The 18,267-nt window shown below is 55.4% G+C and carries 20 protein-coding genes; 6 read left to right on the forward strand and 14 right to left on the reverse strand.

Going from position 1 to position 18,267, the window contains the following annotated elements; translation table 11 throughout:
- The first annotated feature begins 20 nt into the window (after positions 1 to 20).
- Positions 21 to 683, forward strand: a complete 663-nt coding sequence (locus WCL10_RS12055) for a GPP34 family phosphoprotein (protein WP_336895890.1) — start codon at positions 21 to 23, stop codon at positions 681 to 683.
- A gap of 14 nt (positions 684 to 697) precedes the next feature.
- A complete protein-coding gene (locus tag WCL10_RS12060) occupies positions 698 to 1,021 on the forward strand; it encodes an STAS domain-containing protein (protein ID WP_336895891.1) in 324 nt (107 codons plus the stop codon).
- A 23-nt stretch (positions 1,022 to 1,044) separates the two neighbouring features.
- On the opposite strand, the gene WCL10_RS12065 is transcribed toward WCL10_RS12060, so the two are convergent.
- Both WCL10_RS12065 and WCL10_RS12070 read right to left on the reverse strand, forming a co-directional pair.
- Complete coding sequence (locus tag WCL10_RS12065; RefSeq protein ID WP_336895892.1) at positions 1,045 to 1,473, reverse strand: ATP-binding protein; 429 nt, start codon at positions 1,471 to 1,473, stop codon at positions 1,045 to 1,047.
- A 13-nt stretch (positions 1,474 to 1,486) separates the two neighbouring features.
- On the reverse strand, positions 1,487 to 1,822 hold the full coding sequence (locus WCL10_RS12070) for an STAS domain-containing protein (RefSeq protein ID WP_336895893.1): 336 nt from the start codon (positions 1,820 to 1,822) through the stop codon (positions 1,487 to 1,489).
- A 250-nt stretch (positions 1,823 to 2,072) separates the two neighbouring features.
- Here WCL10_RS12070 and WCL10_RS12075 point away from each other — a divergent pair, with 250 nt between their 5' ends.
- Genes WCL10_RS12075 through WCL10_RS12085 form a run of 3 tightly spaced genes read left to right on the forward strand, consistent with a single transcriptional unit; the run spans position 2,073 to position 5,569 of the window.
- A complete protein-coding gene (locus WCL10_RS12075; protein ID WP_336895894.1) occupies positions 2,073 to 3,323 on the forward strand; it encodes a SpoIIE family protein phosphatase in 1,251 nt (416 codons plus the stop codon).
- 3 nt (positions 3,324 to 3,326) lie between these two features.
- Positions 3,327 to 5,207: an ATP-binding protein gene (locus WCL10_RS12080; RefSeq protein ID WP_336895895.1), complete on the forward strand. Its 1,881-nt coding sequence runs from the start codon at positions 3,327 to 3,329 to the stop codon at positions 5,205 to 5,207.
- Positions 5,204 to 5,569 carry a response regulator gene (locus WCL10_RS12085; RefSeq protein ID WP_336895896.1) on the forward strand — a complete coding sequence of 122 codons (366 nt, stop codon included), beginning with the start codon at positions 5,204 to 5,206 and terminating at the stop codon, positions 5,567 to 5,569. Before WCL10_RS12080 ends, WCL10_RS12085 begins: the two co-directional genes overlap by 4 nt.
- 20 nt (positions 5,570 to 5,589) lie before the next feature.
- Here the strand turns inward: WCL10_RS12085 and WCL10_RS12090 are convergent, their stop codons facing one another.
- From WCL10_RS12090 to WCL10_RS12145, 12 genes are read right to left on the reverse strand one after another with little or no spacing between them, the layout of a single operon-like run.
- Positions 5,590 to 6,174 carry a VOC family protein gene (locus WCL10_RS12090; RefSeq protein WP_336895897.1) on the reverse strand — a complete coding sequence of 195 codons (585 nt, stop codon included), beginning with the start codon at positions 6,172 to 6,174 and terminating at the stop codon, positions 5,590 to 5,592.
- Positions 6,174 to 6,350, reverse strand: coding sequence for a hypothetical protein (locus WCL10_RS12095; protein ID WP_336895898.1), 177 nt, complete (start codon positions 6,348 to 6,350; stop codon positions 6,174 to 6,176). Before WCL10_RS12095 ends, WCL10_RS12090 begins: the two co-directional genes overlap by 1 nt.
- Before the next feature lie 44 nt (positions 6,351 to 6,394).
- Complete coding sequence (locus WCL10_RS12100; RefSeq protein ID WP_336895899.1) at positions 6,395 to 6,775, reverse strand: ATP-binding protein; 381 nt, start codon at positions 6,773 to 6,775, stop codon at positions 6,395 to 6,397.
- Positions 6,776 to 6,816: 41 nt separating this feature from the next.
- Positions 6,817 to 7,167 carry an STAS domain-containing protein gene (locus tag WCL10_RS12105; protein WP_336895900.1) on the reverse strand — a complete coding sequence of 117 codons (351 nt, stop codon included), beginning with the start codon at positions 7,165 to 7,167 and terminating at the stop codon, positions 6,817 to 6,819.
- Positions 7,168 to 7,216: 49 nt separating this feature from the next.
- Positions 7,217 to 8,482 (reverse strand): response regulator, encoded by a 1,266-nt coding sequence (locus WCL10_RS12110; protein ID WP_336895901.1) that lies wholly within the window; start codon positions 8,480 to 8,482, stop codon positions 7,217 to 7,219.
- A 32-nt stretch (positions 8,483 to 8,514) separates the two neighbouring features.
- Positions 8,515 to 8,889 carry a response regulator gene (locus WCL10_RS12115; RefSeq protein ID WP_336895902.1) on the reverse strand — a complete coding sequence of 125 codons (375 nt, stop codon included), beginning with the start codon at positions 8,887 to 8,889 and terminating at the stop codon, positions 8,515 to 8,517.
- Positions 8,889 to 9,377 (reverse strand): chemotaxis protein CheX, encoded by a 489-nt coding sequence (locus tag WCL10_RS12120; RefSeq protein ID WP_336895903.1) that lies wholly within the window; start codon positions 9,375 to 9,377, stop codon positions 8,889 to 8,891. The genes WCL10_RS12115 and WCL10_RS12120 overlap by 1 nt, the downstream gene beginning before the upstream one ends.
- Complete coding sequence (locus WCL10_RS12125) at positions 9,374 to 10,423, reverse strand: chemotaxis response regulator protein-glutamate methylesterase (RefSeq protein ID WP_336895904.1); 1,050 nt, start codon at positions 10,421 to 10,423, stop codon at positions 9,374 to 9,376. Before WCL10_RS12125 ends, WCL10_RS12120 begins: the two co-directional genes overlap by 4 nt.
- Before the next feature lie 20 nt (positions 10,424 to 10,443).
- Positions 10,444 to 11,313 carry a protein-glutamate O-methyltransferase gene (locus tag WCL10_RS12130; RefSeq protein WP_336895905.1) on the reverse strand — a complete coding sequence of 290 codons (870 nt, stop codon included), beginning with the start codon at positions 11,311 to 11,313 and terminating at the stop codon, positions 10,444 to 10,446.
- A gap of 18 nt (positions 11,314 to 11,331) precedes the next feature.
- Positions 11,332 to 12,948 carry a methyl-accepting chemotaxis protein gene (locus WCL10_RS12135; protein ID WP_336895906.1) on the reverse strand — a complete coding sequence of 539 codons (1,617 nt, stop codon included), beginning with the start codon at positions 12,946 to 12,948 and terminating at the stop codon, positions 11,332 to 11,334.
- An 18-nt stretch (positions 12,949 to 12,966) separates the two neighbouring features.
- A complete protein-coding gene (locus WCL10_RS12140) occupies positions 12,967 to 13,500 on the reverse strand; it encodes a chemotaxis protein CheW (RefSeq protein WP_336895907.1) in 534 nt (177 codons plus the stop codon).
- A gap of 38 nt (positions 13,501 to 13,538) precedes the next feature.
- The gene (locus tag WCL10_RS12145; protein ID WP_336895908.1) at positions 13,539 to 15,839 is read right to left on the reverse strand and encodes a chemotaxis protein CheA; all 2,301 of its coding nucleotides are present in this window, start codon (positions 15,837 to 15,839) and stop codon (positions 13,539 to 13,541) included.
- 395 nt (positions 15,840 to 16,234) lie between these two features.
- Between WCL10_RS12145 and WCL10_RS12150 the strand changes: the two genes are divergently transcribed.
- Positions 16,235 to 17,872 (forward strand): hypothetical protein, encoded by a 1,638-nt coding sequence (locus WCL10_RS12150; protein WP_336895909.1) that lies wholly within the window; start codon positions 16,235 to 16,237, stop codon positions 17,870 to 17,872.
- Positions 17,873 to 18,267 lie beyond the last annotated feature (395 nt).

Here is an 18,267-nt window from a genome sequence, read left to right on the forward strand (position 1 = left end):
ATGCGAAAAGGCAATCGTTGATGTCCGACATGTTGACGCTCTGCGAAGAAATCATTCTGCTGACGATAAGCGATGAGGGAAAGCTCCTGCGAGACCCCACCACGCTAGCGACAAAATCTGCTGTTGCCGGCGCTTGCCTCATTGACTTGGCCTTGCAGAACCGAATCGACAACGACCTCCAAAACCTATTCGTCGTTGACCTTGCGCCGACCAACGAGCGCCATCTCGATAGGGCATTGGCGAGCCTTGCGCAGAACGGTCAAAAACTTACTCTGGACAGTGCCGTGTCCTGTGTCCTCCAGATCGCGGAGGATCTTTACGAGTTGGCCTTCAAGCGCTTGATTGAGCGTGGGATCGTTGAGCCCAAAGACCAGATCTTGCTTTGGGTCATCAAGTCACGTCGCTACCTGCAAGCCGACGACGCTGCTCAAAATGCAGCCAAACAAAAGATACTGGACGTTCTACTTAGCAAGAACATTCCGACGCCCGCCGATGTGGCACTGATCGCCCTCGCTTACGATTATAACATCCTCAAACTGTTCATGGCCGATAGGGAAATCGAGCGATTGATGGACCGCATTATTGACGTTGCGCGGCTCGATATCAGTTTGCACGCAATGCGCCGAATGAGCTTGGCCATTCAAGCCCAATTGGCGGCCGTCTATATCAGCCCAATAATGTAAGAGGTAAATTTTCAATGATCCTCAGAATTGAAGTGGCTGAACAGGCCAACATTGCCTTTCCCGAGTCACGCATTGATAGCGTATCTGCCACGTCATTTCAGGACCAATTGGTCGAACTCATTGGCAGGTCTGACAATGTTGTCGTTGATTGCGCAGATGTAGAGTACGTTTCAAGCGCTGGGCTGCGCGCCCTTTTGGTCGCTGCAAAATCGGCACAGACGAAGGGCGTCAAATTCGCCGTCTGCAGCCTCAAGTCCCATGTTAAAGAAATCTTCACCGTTAGCGGCTTCGACAACATGGTGCAGATCCATCCTGATCGCGAAACTGCACTGGCGTAATGCAGAAGCGCACAGCCCTGCCCCTATGGGGGGGCAGGGGCTGCAAATTCGATAGTCAGAACATTTCTACCACCGATGCGATCATATCGCACCGTTTCAGCCAATTCACGAACGAGATGGATGCCGAGCCCGCCGATTGGTGCGGATTCGAGGGATGTCGGCGGCGCGTTCTGCACGTGTTCCAGAGGATTGAAGGGCAGCGCATTGTCAGCAATGCACAATTTAAGCCCCCCTCCAGAGGCTAAAAGTCCGATTTCAACCCAGCCGTCTTTGGCGGTATCACCGACAAAACCATATTTGATCGCATTCGTTACGATCTCCTCGACACACAACTCCATTTTGAACGCCACAGCCGTCCACATTGCAAAACCCTCGCCCTGCGCACGCAGCCATTCGTTGATGGCGGTGAGCACCCCGGGATCTGCTGGAAAAAGGCGTTTGGCAGCGGTCATAAGCGTCGCGCGGCTAAACCAGCAAAGCCCTGGCAGCGGCAGCATCGCTTGCGATCGATATGAGCTTATCAAAGCCGGAAACCTGTAGCACGTTGGCTACCGCAAGCTGCGGCGCGGCAAGCACCAATCGACCGCCCTTGGCAGCGACAGCACGGGCGGTTGTAATAATTAAGCGCAATCCGAGCGAAGATATAAAATCAACATCAATCATTTCGATAATCAATTTCTTATACTTACCCGAAGCGACACTGATAGGCAAGTCAATCTCTTGAACTCCAGCCAGATCTAGCCGACCAGCCATTTTAACCACTGCCCCATCAACCTCAAATTCTTCAACAAATAGCTCCATAATCCTGCCTTCCCAGCGTGGAGATCAAACGCAGAACAAGCCAGAGACCTCCAATAAGATTAGATACAATAGCATAAATTTGTATGCCACTGAGCACAACAACAACTCGAAGCCCCTGAGTTCCATTTTGACTCTAGACCACCGGGTGGGGAACTTCCAGCGCCATCCGATTCTCAGTCGACCCATAACTAAAGGTATACGTATATACGACAATGGCGTTGTGGTAGATATCTGCTAAGTAACACCATTGATGAACAGCCAGCAAGAGAAACGAATGGGGAATTTTTATGACCCTACCTGGTCGAGCGCCCGCCCGCAGCCCAATGATCAGCGGCTTTCACAGATCTGTGCCACCTCCCGAATACTGATTGTTGATGACATAGAGGCAAATCGGGCAATCCTGCGTCGCCGCCTTACCCGCCTAGGGATCGAGCACATTCTCGAAGCAGACGATGGCGCATCAGGTCTCAAGTTGATCCGCACAGGCAACATCGACCTGGTGCTTCTAGATATCATGATGCCAGTCATGAATGGATTTGACGTTCTAGAAACCATTTCTCGCGAGGGGATACTCGACCAGGTCCCAGTCATCATAATCTCGGCGCTTGACGAGATGGATGCCATCGTCAGGGCCATACAACTTGGAGCAGAAGACTTCCTTTTGAAGCCGTTCGAGCCCACGCTCTTGAAAGCTCGTGTTCTTGCCACTCTCGAAAAGCAACACCTGAGGTCACGGCAGCGCCAGACCCTCGCTCGGGCCCAGATGGAATTGGCCGAAGCGCGCAGCCTTCAAATGGCCTTGGTGCCCTGCGGATATAGGGACGCCCAGATCGTGGTGGAGGTAGTCCTCGAACCGGCGCGAGAGATCGGAGGGGATCTTGTCGATCACATAACCCTGGCAGACGGAGCACATTTGCTGGTGTTGGGAGACGTTTCCGGCAAGGGTGCTGGGGCTGCACTAGTCATGGCAAGAACGCATGCTCTCATCCGCAGTTACGCGGCTCTTGGCCAGGCCGATGGCCACAAATTGTGGCTCGAGAACATCGCGACTGTGGTCAACGCAGCATTATCTCAGGACAATGAGAGCTGCACGTTCGTCACGATGTTCTTTGCACTTTTTGAGGCAACCTCTGGCGAGCTTTCCTATCTTCGCTGCGGCCATGTCCCGCCTTTTATTCGGAGAAATACTGGGGAGGTGGAGCGACTTGAGCTTTCTGGCGGACTGCCATTGGGTCTAGTTGCTGACGCCAGTTACCAGGCCGGCGCCACTCGACTGAACGCAGACGAAACCCTCTTGCTGATCAGTGACGGAATCACTGAGGCATTGTCAGCTTGCGGCGAGTTGTTCGGCGAAGAGGACATCTACTGCTGGTTGGGTGACTGCCAGCATGACCTCGGCAATCTCGTCGAACGCGTCCGGTTGTTTGAACACGGCCTGCCTCCGACGGACGATCTGTCGGCGCTGACCCTCACCAGACATTGCTACAGAACTGGGAATTGATTCATGACTGACGAGAGCGCTCCAATTTCTCCCAATGTTGGACGCCCGGACCGAGCCCGATTGCTCCTCGACAGCAGCCCAATTGCAGCTGTGATTACCAGTCTGAGGGGCCAGTTCCTCTTTGCAAATCGCCGTACGTACGAGCTCATGGGTGTGCCTCACGGAAGTGCATTGGTGTCCGGGGCTGCGCTCTATGCCGAACCAGGTCGCTTTGATGAGCTGGTAAAAAAATTCTCTCGACAAGGCAGTCTTCGAGAAGAAGAAGTTCAGTATCTTCTGCCTGATGGAAATAAAATATGGTGTCTCGTTAACTGGCAAAATATCGAATATGATGGTCAGCGTGCATTGGTTGTTTGGAGTTACGATATAACCCACCAAAAAACCGTTGAAGCGGCGCTTGGGCATGCACGAGATCTTGCGGAGGAAGCGAGTAAAACGAAGGCTGATTTTCTGGCAAATATGAGCCATGAGTTGCGTACGCCACTCAACGCAATCATTGGCTATTCACAGATTCTTCAGGAGGATTTCGAAGACGGAGGTCACGCCGATTACATTGAGGATCTGAAGCGCATTGAATTGGCCGGTAAGCATCTCTTGAGCCTGATCAATGACGTTTTAGACCTGAGCAAGATCGACGCCGGCCGCATGGATCTCTATCTGGAAGCCGTCGACGTATCTCGGCTGATGGACGAGGTCTTCTCACTGACAAAACCGCTGGCCACTGCCCGATCGAACCTATTGACCTTCTCGGTCCCGGACGATCTCCCGATACTCCAGACTGATTTTGTGAAGTTGAAGCAGTGCTTGCTTAACCTAGTTAGTAATGCGTGCAAGTTTACGTATGGGGGAGAAATTGCGGTCCGGACCTGGGCTATTGATGGTGAGATCTTTTTTGACGTCACCGACACCGGGATCGGCATGACACCGGCCCAGACAGAAAAGCTGTTCCAACCCTTCACGCAAGCGGATCCTAGCACAACACGGCAATTTGGCGGAACGGGCCTCGGCCTTGCGATCACCCAGCGACTTTGTCGGCATATGGGAGGGGATATTTCGCTTGAAAGCTCACCGGGTGCTGGCAGCACATTCACAATCAGGCTTCCAATAAAAAACGATGGCGCTAGCTCACTGGGCCAATTTCAGATGCCTTCGAGCAAGAGTTCGAAGACAGGCGCGCGAATTCTCCTCGTCGACGATGATCCACAGATCCATCATCTGATCGGCACGATGCTGGAGCGGGAGGGTTATCAGGTCGAGCATGCGCACAGTGGAGAAGCAGCACTTCTGAAAGCAGAAGAATCGCGGCCTGCAGTGATACTTCTCGACATTATGATGCCGAAGATGGACGGTTGGACGGTCCTCGGCAAACTCAAAGAAAACGAAAGCCTAAAATCGATCCCTGTGGTCGTCGTGAGCCTGCTGGATGAGCGCCCCCTGAGCCTATCTCTTGGCGCCGATGAGGTGATGTCGAAACCAGTCGATCGTTCGCAACTGATCGCTGTTGTAAGAAACTACGCAGGAAGTTCGTCCTCACGGATCCTGATCGTACATGAAAACGAGGACGACCAGTTTCTCCTGTCGTCAACACTAAGTGATCATGGCTATGATGTCATCGAAGCGACAGGTAACATGGAAGCCCTCACTGCCCTTGCCACACCTCCGACACCGTCAGTCATGCTTGTCAGCCATCGTGACGCGTTCGACATCTTCGATCGGGTTCGCGATCATCCGGCGTTTGCTGATCTAACGATCATCATCCGCGCGTCGGGAGAATTGAGCCTGGCGGAAGCCGCATTTCTAAGAGAACGAGGTGCGGTCGTGCTACCGCCCGAAATCAACCCGCAAGCTTCCCTGCTCAAAGCATTGGAAACCCTGAAGCTATGAGCAACCAGATTTTGCTTGTCGAGGACAATGCTGAAAACCGCGACATGCTGAGCCGCAGGCTGATCCGCCGGGGGTTCGAGGTCGCGTTTGCGACAGATGGGCAAATGGCGGTGGATCTGAGCAAGTCCCAAATGCCGGACATCATCCTGATGGACTTGAGTCTGCCGGTTCTGGATGGCTGGCAGGCTATTAGCATCATCAAGCAGGACCCCGCTACGCAATCAATTCCGATCATTGCATTGACGGCGCACGCAATGAACGGAGATCGAGAAAAAGCATTAGCCGCCGGGGCGGATGAATACGATACCAAGCCGGTCGAAATTGATCGGCTACTGGACAAAATCAGATTAATAATTTATTGAAATGATCTCAATCGGAACGTCTATTCTCGCGAATTTTTGACGACCATCCCGACTGCCTTGGTGCCATCGGCTTGCATAGGATCGTGCTGAACATGGGTATCGCCTCCCAGTTCAGTGGTCCAGGCGGCGAATTCGAGGCAGATGCCATCGGGATCGAAAAAATACACCGAGCGCACAAAAACGCCGTCCTGCATCTGTGGAGCGACCTGCCATTCGGAATCGTCGTGATTCAGCACCGGCGAGGTCTCGACACCGAGGTCATGCAGCCGTACCACATAGTCGTCAAATCGGTCCGCAGGTACGTTGAAGGCGATATGGTTCATCGAACCGTGGGCCGTCCTGATATCGCCGAGCGCTGGAAGCGCAGCGGGTGCGGCTGTGCCGGGGGCTGCAGCGGGAGCATCGGGGAACCAGAAAAAGGCCAGACTGTCGCCATTGCCGATGTCGAAAAAGAAGTGCTGACCCATTCCGTCGGGCAGGTCGATCGTCTTTGTCAGCGGCATGCCAAGGACATCGCGATAGAACGTGACCGTCTTAGACATGTCACGGCAGACCAGTGCCAGATGGTTGACCCCGCGAATATCGAATACCGCATTGCCGCTCATTATTCCCCTCCCTCCTGCTTGCGGCGTCCCCAGAGAATATTCGCCGCATCGAAGCTGAACGCCTCTAACAATCGATTTGAGGCCGCCCCCGGCACACGAGTGTCGAAGCGTTTCGCCTCAGCTTCAACCAGCCGCTTGAAATTCGTTTCATTCCAGATCAGCCGGACCGACCCCATGCAGCTGACATGCACAAACCTACTCTGAAGCAATCAGTTGCACCCTATTTTTCGCATAGATTGCTCTTGACCAAGGTCACCACATTTCGGTCCGAAACACGATCATAGGTTATCTGATCCATCATCTCCTTCAACAAGAAGATGCCAAGGCCACCGAGTTCTCGCTCATCAAGGGACAAATCAAGATTGGGCGCATCTTCGGCAACGGGATCGAACGGCGGACCGGGATCCGAGATCACCATGCGCACAACTCCATCTAGTCGCTCCAGCGAAACCCGCACGTCGGATGGCCCATCCGCGATGAGGCCATACTTGAAAATATTGGTGAACAGTTCTTCCAACGAAAATTCAAACGCCATGGCTCCGCTTTCCGGCAGATTTGTCTCCTGCCAGAAGCGGGTGATAAAGCTCATGAGCGTCTGCAAGGCAGACGCGTCACGCGCATCGACGAAGATTTCAGACGCTTTCAGGCGACACCTAGCTCTTGAAGGGCCGCGGCACGATCAGGACGAATGACGATAATCCGATGGAAACCGGACATTTCAAACACGTCCTGCACGCCGGCGCTCAGGCCGCAAACGGCAAGCGCAACTGTTTTGGCCTTTGCCGTACGGGCGGCGACAAGGAACGAGCGCAAGCCTGCGCTGGAGACGTAAGCCAATTCCGTGCAGTCAATCACCAATGCACCGCCGCTCGCGGCCACGTCGGCAATAGCATCGACAAGTTTGGCCTGAAAGTCATTCGCGGAATCGAAATCGAGGCGGCCAGCAGCCACAGCGTAGGTGACGCCAGCAAACTTTTCAATTGTGCAATCCATAAATTATTATCCTTCTGAAATATAATAAAAACAATAACCTATTGAAAACCTACAATCGCACGCGAACAATGGTGAAATCATCATCAAGTGGTCCTGGGCCATGACGAGCCTTAGCCCAACTAAACAGGCCGTCGAGTGCATCAGGCTGATCGCCAGTGCAGCGCATCACCTCTTCGAAATCTTCGTAGGTTACTTCAACGCCTGCCGTATCCTCGATTTCGAAGCAGCCATCGCAGGGCACGAGCAAAATGGCCCCTTCAGGCACCGCCTCGGTCTCATATTCATAGATTTCATCTTCAAACGCCCCAATCATGAACGAGCTCTTGATGAGACGCCGGACGGAAAATTCTCCGCTGCCATCTGGGCAAAGCAGCAACGCGGGCGGATGACCTCCGCTGGCATGCCGAATTGTTCGAGATGATTTATTGTAAACGCCATACCACAATGTAAAATAGAGATCGTTTTGCTTCGTCATGAGAAAAATGTTATTCATGGCGCTCAAAACAGCGCCGGGATCGCGCATATCCACATTCGGCAGGCCATCCGTGCGGATCTGGTTGATAGCTGTCACTGAAAGCAGGGCTGGGCCCACGCCATGTCCGCAGACATCCAGCAGATAGACGGCAAAGTTATCGTCATCGATCCAGTGGTATCCGAAGGCGTCGCCGCCCAGTTCGGTTGAGGATTGCTGGAACCAATCGACAGCGAGTGGCAGGTCGCACGGGGGCGGAAAAATCGATCGGACGAAATTCGCGGCGTCATCGAGTTCCCCCCGCAGGCGGCGCTGGGTCTGCTCCAGACGCTCATGCTCTGCGATCAAGGCGCGATGACTTTCCGCCTCCTGATCCCGCAAGCGCTTGCGTTCGAGCGAAGCCGTGATGCGGGCCCGCAAAACGGTTGGATTGAAAGCCTTGGAGAGGTAATCTTCAGCGCCCGCCTCGATGCAGGCAACCGCTGTTTCAATCTGATCGTCGCCTGATACCACGATCACTGGCGGCGCGAAGCCGCGCGGCTTCTGCTTCAAGACTGTAAGCATCTCCAGCCCGCCCATGACCGGCATTTCAATATCGAGCAGCACCACATCAAAACTTTCTTGCGTCAGTTTCTCGAGGGCTTCGGCGCCGTTTGCCGCCTGCTCGGTGTTCGAAATCCCCAGGTCCTTCAGTGCGCGGATCAACGCCATTCGCATCATGCGACTATCATCGACGACAAGGAGTTTAGCGGTTGGGAGCATATCCATTGGATCGGATTGCGCTTCGGTCAAAAGCCTGTCGCTCGATGTCAAAACGCCATCATTATAGTCGATAGTCGTCATAGAGTTATCCATTGTGCAGATTTTAATATCGGTCAGAGCGGAATGAGGGAAACCTGCCTCGAAATTTTGCTTATGAGATCGTCATCGTTAAATGGCTTCAATATATAGTCTCTGACACCCAGCGAAACGGCCATGCGCATGATTTCCGGACCGGAGTTTGCGGTAAGGAATATGACCTTGGTAGACTTGATGGCGGGGTCGTTTCGGAGGTGTTTCAGCATCTCAACCCCGTCCATGACAGGCATGTTGTAATCGAGAATGATCAAGTCGGGCTTTTCAACCACCGTCTGGGCAAGGCCAACCGCGCCGTCTTCCGCCTCAACAATGCGGCATTGGAACTTTTGCAGAACGCGTGTCACTGCCTTTCGGATCATGCGACTATCGTCCACAGTCAGGATCGTGGGCATCATTTACTCCGGTGCTCGAATGCAATGTTCAGGACTATCAGCCGCTCGCTGGTTACCCATTGCCATGCTTCGCCGGGCGTCGATGAAGGCCCGGCTGGTGCACTGCTTGGTACCGGAAGGCCCGTCGGGTGGCTTATCGCCATGGCAAATCCTTCTGCACGCAACGCCGCTGCGAGACGGCCGGCCAGCATGTTGGCAATTTCCGCCACGGCATCGCGCCGGTCTTCGTCATCGAAAGTCGAACCTTCGTTTGCGCCAACCAGTGCGAGCAGGATCCGGTCCGCAACGGGCGGTTCCACTAGTACGCCAAGGCGCAACGTGACGAGACCTTCGACCAGCAGCACTTCGCTGCGGGTATGTGGGCCCAGCGGCCATGGTTGTGGCGCAAGGCATTCGGACACAGTGCCCTGAAGGCCGAGGCCATCGCTCAGGATCCCGGCGAGCACGGCAGGAACCGCGTTTGCCACGGCTGCATTTAGGTGGGTCATACTTCCGCCAATTTCTTGGTAGTTGCCGCCCGGACAAGCGCGCGAGGCATGTCACTCAAGGCTACGACCAATTCGGCCGCGCCCATGGAAATTGCAGCCTTGGGCATTCCGAACACCACGGAGCTTTCCTCATCCTGGGCAAGCGTGCGCGCGCCGCGCGCCCGCATTGCCGACAGGCCGCGTGCACCATCGACGCCCATCCCGGTCAAAAGCGCGCCGACCGCCTTTTTTCCGAGGGTCTCCGCTGCAGAGCGAAACAGGACATCCACTGCGGGCCGGCAATGGTGCACCGGCGGTGACTGTGACAAACGTACTCTCCGATCGCGCGCGACACCGGTCAGCGTGAGATGGTATCCACCCGGTGCGATCAGGCAGAGGTTGGAAGTCAGTTCCTCCTGATCTTCGGCCTCGTGCACGGGGAATGCGCAGAGTTTGTTGAGATTGTTAGCCATTCCCCGCGAGAATCCGGCCGGAATGTGTTGCACGATAACAATGGGCGGCAATCCTTCGGGCAGCCGGGGAAGGATATGGCGCAGGGCTTCAACACCCCCTGTCGAGGCGCCGATAACAATGGCCTCGACAACGACGGAATGGACCCGGCTTTCACGCAAAGCCGGGGCCGGAACCGGGGCAGAAGCCGGGGTTTGGGTGGCGCGAGAGCCAAGTCGGGATTGCGCTGCAGCCTTGACCTGCTGCGCCAGATGCTTTGCCACTTGCCGTATCGACTTGGTTCCATTGGCTTTGGCGATCACGTCCACAGCGCCGGCAGCCAGTGCCGCGAGTGCGAGTTCCGATCCGCGCGGGGTCAAGGCGCTTACGACGACGACCGGCATGGGGTGATGCTGGTTCAGGATCTTGAGAAAACTGAGGCCGTCCATGCGCGGCATCTCGAGATCGAGCGTGATAACATCTGGATTTAGAGCAAGAATTTGGTCGCGGGCTTCGTAAGGATCCGAAGCGACTCCGACCACTTCGATTTCGTGGTCATGCGACAGAGCTTCAATGATCCAGCGGCGCGCGATCTTGGAATCATCGACGACCAGCACGCGAATCGTTTTGGAGAGCGTTAGCCCCATTGCGAAACCACCACGTCTGTTTCGGACTTCTGGAACACGCTTTGGCCCACCGGTCGCAGCCCGTGCGCGATGCCCAACAGGTTCTCCGTGTGCCCGATCATCAGATAGCCGCCAGGCGCAAGGTGGCGAAGCAAACGCTTGACGACCTTCTCCCGCGAAGGCTGGTCGAAATAGATCATTACATTACGGCAGAGAATGATATCCTGTAAGTTTGCGATTGGGTAGTCTGCATCAAATAAATTCACTCGACCAAATTGAACGTTGGCGCGCAGTTTCGCCGTAACGCGATAGCGCCCTGCAAATGACCCCACGCCCTGTTCGAAATATTTTACCTTCAGATGAGCAGGCACGCCCGACATTTTTGATTCGCTATAGATTCCCTGCTTCGCCTCATCGAGAATGGGCCGGGAGATGTCGGTTGCAATGATATTCCACGATCGGCGGAACCCTGCGGATTCCCATTGTGCCAGCACCATCGCCAAACTGTAGGGCTCCTCGCCGGAGGAAGCGGCGGCAGACCATGCACGGATTGGTCTTGCCTGGCCGGCCGCCATGGCCTCCAGTTTGGGTAAGGCCACTTGCGTCAGAAACTCGAAATGGCCGTTTTCCCGAAAGAAGCTGGTATGGTGGGTTGTGGCCATATCGATCAGTTCGGCCACCGCATCCGGGTCAGGACGGCTCAACAGTTTATCGAGGTACTCCTTAATTGAACCATATTCGCCGGAATTGACACGACGCCTCAGACGGTTGGCCAGCATGAGGCGCTTGCTCGGCCCCAGACAAATGCCGCTCGTCTCGTAAATCAACCCAGAGAGCACCTTAAATTCCGGCTCATTGAGTTCAACATCACTGTAAGGCATCGTGTTAATTTTCAGCGATCAGGCAGAAAAACTGCGGAAACCGTCGGTCATTTCATCAGCCGGCATGGGAATGGCATCTGACGCTGCAGCCGGGCGTGCAGCGTGCGGCTTGCGCAGGATAGCCATCTGGGGAGCCCGGATGACTGCACGCGACGCGACCTTGCCTGATCGTTGGGCGGAGTGCCCATACCGTTCGCTGGCCTCGTCCGAATTGCGCCCAAGGAGCGCATCCAGTCTGCGAACCAGCTCGTGCATGACACCGGCCTGGGCATCGAGTTGCTCTGCCGCTGCGGCACTCTGCTGCGCCGTTGCAGAGTTGGCTTGCGAGATGCTGTCCATCTGGTTGATCGCTATGCTGATCTGCGAGATGCCGAGGGCCTGCTCGGACGCTGCAGCAGCGATGTCACCAACCAGCTGGTCCGTTGCAGCGATGCGTGCGCTGATTTTGTTCAGCGATTCACCGACCATTGCGGTGCAGGCTGAGCCGCGACGGCTGTTGGAGATGGCCGCGTCGATTTTTTCAGCCGTTTCCTTTGCAGCGGCAGCGCTGCGCTGGGCGAGCGAACGCACTTCGTCCGCCACAACGGCAAAACCAGCACCAGCTTGCCCAGCCCGCGCGGCTTCGACTGCTGCGTTCAGGGCGAGAATGTTGGTCTGGAAGGCAATTTCGTCGATGTTCTTGACGATCTTGGCGACTTCTGCGGAAGAGGCGTCGATCGCCGACATTGCCTCATTCATGTCCGACATCGTCTGCGTACCTTCGTCGGCCACAGCGCGTGCCTCGCCTGCCAAATCCTTGGCCTTACGCGCGTTGTCTGCAGTGGAGCGGATCATAGTGGAGATCTCTTCGAGCGATGCGCTGGTTTCTTCGACCGCCGATGCCTGATCGGCTGCGCCTTGCGACAAGGCATGACTCGACGAAGCCACCTGCCCAGCGGCAGAGGCCGTCTGGCGCGCGCCTTCGCCCAGATTTGTCGAAATCATCCCAAGCGCGCCGTTGGTGGAGCGGATCAGCCAGACTGCCATGCCGATGACGACAAGGATCGTCAGCGCTACGCCGAACGGAAGATAGAAATTAGCGCTGTCGGCGGACGCCTTGGCCTCTGCGCTGGACTTGGTGGAGAGCTTGATATTGTGGGCAATATCTGCCTCTGTTGCCGCAACAAGCGATTCCGAGATCGGTACGATTTCCTGCGTGATGGCTCTCAGATAGTCACCGGATTGATCACTGGCGATTGTGGCCTGTGATTTGGAGACACTTGCGACCAGGGCCTTATTCAAGCGCTCGATTTCAGAGAAGAGCCGGCGGTCCTCTTCATCGCTGACTAGCGCGTCATACTTCTTTAGATTGACTTCAATATCCGCCGAAGCACTGGCATTTTCTGTGAGAAGTTTTTGCCGTGCTTCTGGCGAGATGCCTGTGGCGCTCAGTGCCAGGCTGCCGATCTCGGCCTGTGCGTCACTCTTGATATCGTAAAGAACTTTCAGGCTTGGCACAGTATTTTCGGCAACGTCGGCGACTGATTTGTTGAGGACAAATACAGAGCGAAGTGCATATGCCGAGATCGAAATAGTCAAGATGACGACGAGCGACATCGTCAAAATGATCCGATTTTGAATCGTGAGTTTGTTCATTGCAGTTCTCGATCCTGATTACGTAAGATTGGCGATGTTTGGATCAGCGGCGATGAGCTCAACCACGCCTTCCTCCCGGAATATTCTTTCAATATCTAGCAAGGTCTTGACGCTGCCGTTCACCGTGGAAACGCCGAGCATATACTGCGTATCGTGGGGTACGCCGAAGTCCGGGGTCGGGCCGATGTCGCCATCCGACAGCATCACGACCTCCTCCACGGTATCGACGATCGCACCCATGAGTGTGTCTCGCTCACCGCCTGCACCGCGCACGTGCACCACAATGATGCAGGTGCGCTCGTTATAGTCCGTTGGCGACATGGCGAATTTCAGCCGCAGGTCGATGACCACAATCACGGATCCGCGCAGATTGATCACACCCTTGACGTAATCTGGCATGCGGCGGACCGGCGTGATCGGGCACATATGAATGATCTCGCGAACATTCATTACGGGAATGGCGTAGTTGTCACCGCCCAGCGTAAATGTCAGGTAGCGCCCTTCTAAATCAGATGATGCTACGACCGGAGATGCAGTCAAGGAATGGTTCATAAGCGACTTTTCAAAATTAGGGGTTTGCAGGTGGATCTTTAGAAGTTCATCTTGATCAATTTTTCGACATCAAGCAAAAGTCCAACGCGTCCATCAGCCAAGATTGCTCCACCGGAAACAAGAACTTGCCGCTCGAATATCTTGCCGATATTCTTAATCACGACTTCTTGCTTGCCGAACAAGTGGTCGACCTGAAGGGCGCGTATGGCATCACCGGCCTCCAGGACGAGGACTATGCCATCGGCCGCCGAAGTGGCTTCGCTTTCGGTTCCAAGGCATCGGTTAAGCCGAATCAGCGGCACTTGCTGCCCGCGGACCCGGATCATTTCGCTGCGACCATGTACCGAACTCAGCATGTCCGGCGTGGGCTTGAAGGATTCGCGGACCGAAAGGGTCGGAATAATGTAGCGATCCTCACCAGCGCCAACCAGCAAGCCATCGATGATGGCGAGGGTCAGCGGCAGCAGGATCGTGAAAACGGTTCCGACGCCCCGCTTGGATTCGATCTCGATCTGGCCGCGCAGGGTTTGAATGTTCTCGCGGACGACGTCCATGCCCACGCCGCGTCCCGAAACATCCGTGACCACGGCCGCGGTGGACATGCCGGGCAGAAAGATCAAATTGAATATCTCGGTTTCGGTCAGGCTGGCGGCGGCGGGAATAATGCCCAGATCAACCGCCTTGGCATAGATCCGATCCGCATTGAGCCCTCGGCCGTCATCCTCGATACGGATGCAAATGCCGCCGCGTCGATGAATAGCGGACAAGCGGACCGTCCCGTTTTCGCGTTTGCCCAGTGCGCTCCGCTCTTCGGGCGGCTCGATGCCATGGTCCACTGCGTTGCGGACGAGGTGGACGAGCGGATCGCCGATCTTGTCGACAATGTTCCGGTCGAGTTCGACATCCTCCCCTTCCAGAAGCAACTGCACCGACTTGTGTTGCGACATGCTGAGATCGCGAACCAAGCGGCCCATTTTCTGGAACACACCGCCGATCGGGACCATGCGCAGGGACATGGCGTTGCGCTGCAGTTCTCCTGTTACGCGCCCAAGTTCGCGCAAGCTGCGTGACAAGCCGAGGCTGGACAGGCCAACCACGGCCGGATCTTCCACCACCATGGATTGGGCGATGATGAGCTCGCCGACAAGATTGACCAGACTATCAAGTTTCTCTGTATCGACCTTGACCGAGCCGACAACGTTCTTGACCTGGAAATCCTGGCGCTCGGCGGCATCTGTCCGTTCTGGTTTTGGCGCTGTGACGGCGCTTGCGCGAGGTTTTGGCTCCGGGGTCAAGGCGATGACCGGGCTCGACACCGGACTGGGCGGTGCAACGATCACCGAGGGTAAAATGCTGCCGATGTCATTTTGGCCCAGATCAACCAGCGCCGTTCCGACCATCGCCACACTGGGCAGAGAGGTTGCCTGCCCCTCTGGCAACATGGCCGATGGCTCGGGCAATTCGCCTGCGACGGCATTTCGCGCCAGATCGATGATGGCATCAGTCTCAACCGCAAAGGTCGGCGCTATGCTTCGATCCTGCAAGCGCGCCCCGATCGCCGTGGAAAAGCCGGCGAGAAAGTCGGCGCCTTCGAGAATGACGTCGATAATGCTGCGGTTGATCACCAGTTGTTTTTTGCGGATCGCATCCAGCAGCGTTTCCAACTCATGCGCAACCGCGGCAACGGGCTCCATACGCAAGATGCTCGCGCCGCCCTTGAAGGTGTGGAAGGCCCGGAAAATCGTGTCGATGGTGCCTGCCTCCGACGGATTTTCCTCCAGCTTCAAAACGCCCTGTTCGATATCGGCCAGGAGATCGAGTGATTCGGAATAAAATTCCGCAAGCAGCTCTTCGTCCGCCCCCATGTCGAGCGTTATTTCGGAGCCCTCGGAAGCGGGCGTGTGTTCACTCTCGGGATCATGGTCGCGGGCTATCAATCGATCAGAGTCTGCCGAACTAGGGTGCTCATAGGTCGGTTCGCCGCCTGCCTCCCAATCGAGCGGCAGAGCGGGCAACGGCTCCCCATCCTCAAGCGCCTCTATGAGATCGGTGACCCAAGTGTGCCAGTGCCCCAGTTGGTTGATGAGAGGAGCGGTGAAAACGGCATCACCCTGGACAACGTCGTTGATCCATCCACGCAAAACGGCGACGCCGTCGGCCCATGGACCCGGCGCGAGAGTGATAATCAGATCTTCAAGGTCTGTGGCGACCGCATTGAGGTCAAGAAGCCCGGCGTCCAGACCGGGGGACACAAAGGCCAATCCCTCAGCCAGGAGGTTGATCAGTGCAGGCGCTTCGCGCGCGAAGGCGGCACCAGACTGGATTTCAGCTTCTGACATCATATTCTGATTCGCTCGACCTGATTCACTTCGCGTGCTTTTCGTAAAATGCTGGGTATATAGTTTTTAAAATATTCCAAAAGTCGCCAGAGTTAAGTGGAGGGATAGATTTCACCCGAGCCCTGAACTAAATTTTTACATAATATCTAATCTATATATATCTATGGTATCGGTTTTATTTGGGCAGTGGTTTTTTAGAGAGCCCATAACACAATGTATTTTTGAGACAGAAATTTTCGTCACAAAAATGAAATATGAGCTGTCACCAAAATTACCAAATTGATCTGCAGAAACGTTTTGCGGCGGCTTAGGGCTATTGTAAATAGGTTTGTTGTGAGTGGCCATATTTGGCATATGGCAAGCTGGAAATGCCGAAATATCTAAGTACTACTTAAGTGGATTTACTGGAAATGACTGTTTTAACGCCGGTGCTGACCGGTCTGGGGCTGTTCTTTGTTGGCGCACGCTTCATGGCCACCAATCTCGCCGCTATGGCGAGTGGCTCAGCGCGGAACTTAATCAGAAAGGCCCTAGGCTCACGCGTGTCTGCAGCGGTCAGCGGGGTCCTGGCCGGTTTGCTCACCCAAAGTACGAATTCAGTCGCCTTGATCATGGTTAGCTTTGCGCGGACGGGTGTGGTTGGAGGGCTTCGCGCAGCGCTTGTTCCTGTCTGGTCGAACGTCGGTGCATCAGCTTTGGTGATTCTGGTGGCACTGGACACCAATCTTGCGGCCGCCGTGCTGGTCATGGTGGCCGGTATATCGCTCTACTTTGATCTGCGGATGTCGGACCAGACGCGCCATGGTATACTGGCTGGGCTTGGGGCAGCGCTTCTTCTGTTCGGACTGGACGCCTTGAAGCTCTCCAGTGGTCCATTGCGCGACTTGATGATGGCGAACGGTTTCCTGCAGGCTGGGAGCGGCGTAGGAACGGTGCTTTTTGTTGGCATGGCGATGGCGCTTGGTACCCAGTCTTCGACGGTTGCATGCGCCATGGCGGTCGCACTTGTCGGTGCGGGGGTTTTTGACGTCAAGACGACTCTCATCCTGATCGCGGGCGCAAACGGCGGTTCAGGCCTGAACTACGCATTCTTGGCCAGGCTCGGAGAATCCAACGGTCGGCATATCATGATGTTTCAGGCGGCCCAGAAAGCCTTTGGAATGATTGTTCTACTCGTGCCACTTCTGATCGCGCCCGATTTCGTGAATGAAGAACTCTTGCAGATCAAAATGAAGAGCGCCGGCCTGCTGGCATGGGTGTTTCTCACAATGCAGCTCGCAGGCTCGCTCTGCTGCACCATTTTCGACGTGCCATTGTACAATGCGTTCCTCAAATTTGCGCCTGCCTCGATGGAAGAGGGCCTAGCAAAGCCTGCTTTCCTTATCGAGGAAGCGCTTGGCGATGCCGCGCTGGCTATTGACCTTGCCGAACGGGAGGTTGCACGACTGGCCGCACGTTTGCCGTACATGCTCGAACATCTGCGCTACGGCGGAGACATGGCTGCCCCGTCATCTGATGTGCTGTTGTCCGCCAGCAACCTGGTCTGTGCCGAGATCCGGCGTTATCTGGCGGACATGATGAACCACCAGCCCGATCGGGCCACGATCGTACTGTCGATGCGCCAACAGCAAACCCTGACGAATGTGATGTTCATGCATGAAGCCTTGGGTGAATTTGCCCAAGCCTACAAAATCGTACTGTCTTCCGATCACGAGCACGGTGCCGTCGCGCGCATGGTCGAATCGCTGCACATGCTCCTCGAAACGATGATCGATGCTGCCAAGAGTGGCGACCATGATGAGCTCGAAATGGCCCTAATGCTGTTTGGTCAACGCGGTGAACTGATGGAAGACATCAGAAAAAGCATCACCGGAGATAGTGCAGATATTCCCGCGCTGATCCTTGAGGCGCAATTCCAGACTACAATTCTGTTTGAACGAATACTGTGGCTTGGCGGTGAATCACTTCAGGCTCTTGCTCGGCAAAGCGCAACAGCACAAGATCAAGGGGATGGCTTAAAAGTCGCAGCGTGATAAGTGCCACGTGCCTGTGTCCATTCAATGCTCTCAAGGTGCGTGATATGGGGCCGGGGGTGATGCAATCAAACCGGAGATCGACGGTTTTCCGGGCCGCTTATGCGACATATGCGCTGAAATTGATCGCCAAATCAATTTGGCTTTTTGCGTGACGGAACGGGAGAACCCGACACTCCATGTTTGGCCCAATGATCACGCAGTCCGATCAACAGCTTTTGCGCCCGCCCCATAGGGTCTGCGCGCATTGCTTCCGTCAGACGATTGGTTCTCTTGGTATCGTCGCCCAACCCGCTTCCCTCGCGGCTCCCAAGTTGAAGCCGGGAAGCACGTGGGATGCGCGTAACCGTCCGGCGAGGCGCGCTTGCTGCTGCCGTCGGGTGTGTCAGGACGTC

Origin of the sequence: Novosphingobium sp. (genome assembly GCF_037133355.1) — a bacterium.
Taxonomy (GTDB): domain Bacteria; phylum Pseudomonadota; class Alphaproteobacteria; order Sphingomonadales; family Sphingomonadaceae; genus Novosphingobium.